The organism is Streptococcus mitis (assembly GCF_003944325.1).
GTDB lineage: Bacteria > Bacillota > Bacilli > Lactobacillales > Streptococcaceae > Streptococcus > Streptococcus mitis_CW.
Window position 1 is genome coordinate 1 of record NZ_RJPX01000085.1, and the last position, 1,416, is coordinate 1,416.

The following is a 1,416-nucleotide window of genomic DNA, read 5'->3' on the forward strand; positions in this document are numbered from 1 at the left end:
ATCTTATTTTCTATTAAAAACTCCTTCATTCGTTGGTTATGACAAATAATCACATCAGCATTTTTAACATACTGTTCCTTAGAAATTAGATTTTTTTTATTTCCCGAATACCTTAACGACTCTAAATCGTTTATTAAAAAGATCATTTTAGCTTTTCTACATTGTAGTAATTTCATTAAAAAATTTTTTAGTTTCCCATGAGTAGCAAAAGGAAATTGAAATATCACAATATCATTACTTCTAATTCTAATAAGACACAACAAAAGTTTAAACACGTAATCAAATATTCTTACTATTTTACTATTTTTTTTTAATGTTACTAGTGGTTTAAATTTACAGTCTTGAAATATTTTCTGTAGATCATTTGGTGCTTTTGTAGCTGCTGTTGAATCACTACCAAACTCTTCATCAATATAATATAAGTTACTCATTTTTCACCCTCTTAACAATTTTTCTAATTCTAGCCATCATTACTACCATATATACTAAAATTAAAGGCTGTTCAAGATTAATAGCGGTTTGCTTAATTCTTTGGTTTCTAATTTTATGATAGTTATAAATCATCCCAAATTTTCTCTTTAATGAAAAATCAATTTGTAACAATTCCTTGGTCATCATTTGATGTGCAACTGGATTATTAAATAAAATTTTTTCACTATTTTTGGTTAATCCGTCTTCTAAATAGTCACAAAAATAAATTATGTCATTAAACCAACGTAATTTATAACCTCTTCTTGCAACTTCATTCCATAAAACAACTTCACTCATAAAGTTTTCTCCATCTATCTCTGGAAACTTAATACTCTTCAAAATATCTGTTCGATATACTTCTGCCTTATCTCCTAAAATATTCGATTTACCTCGATGTAAATTGTCACAATCTATATACGTTCCTTCAAAAGTCTCTCCAACTATTCTTTTTTTAGAGAAACCTTTATTAAATGCTATACCTGCAAAACTGTTATCAAAGGCAATTCCAGAATAGTTATTAAAAATTTTCTCAATAGCATCATCTGTCAATGAATCATCGGAATCAACGATGAAGAATAGCTCCCCTCTAGCTAAATCCAAACCATGATTAATTGCTCTATGCTTACCCCCATTTTGTTGATAAAAATATCGTATTTCAAAATCTGCCTGTTCCTTAAATGTTTCAACAAGCTCACCTGTCTGATCTATTGAACCATCATCTACAATAAGCCATTCAAAATGTTTATTTGTTTGACTGTTTAATGAATAAAACAACTTATTCATTAAATACCCTCTATTAAAAGTTGGTGTAAATACGGTAATTTTATTCATTAATACTTTCCTTCCTTTTTCCTAAATAATCAAAAAATAATATTGGAAATAGAAATACAGTGTAACCATAGCTCTCAAACATTAGAGAAATAAATACACTAATCAGTAGTATAC

Annotated in this window: 1 protein-coding gene and 1 pseudogene; both read right to left on the reverse strand. The window is 27.8% G+C overall.

The window, feature by feature from the left end; genetic code table 11:
• Positions 1–431, reverse strand: a pseudogene (locus D8787_RS11215) (hypothetical protein); the annotation flags it as partial.
• Positions 424–1,302, reverse strand: coding sequence for a glycosyltransferase family 2 protein (locus D8787_RS11220; protein ID WP_125423876.1), 879 nt, complete (start codon positions 1,300–1,302; stop codon positions 424–426). The pseudogene D8787_RS11215 and the gene D8787_RS11220, both read right to left, overlap by 8 nt.
• Positions 1,303–1,416: the final 114 nt, after the last annotated feature.

What these genes read in the sequence shown, in the direction of transcription:
- D8787_RS11220 (WP_125423876.1), bottom strand. Translation starts at nt 1,302, where the DNA reads ATGAATAAAATTACCGTATTTACACCAACTTTTAATAGAGGGTATTTA.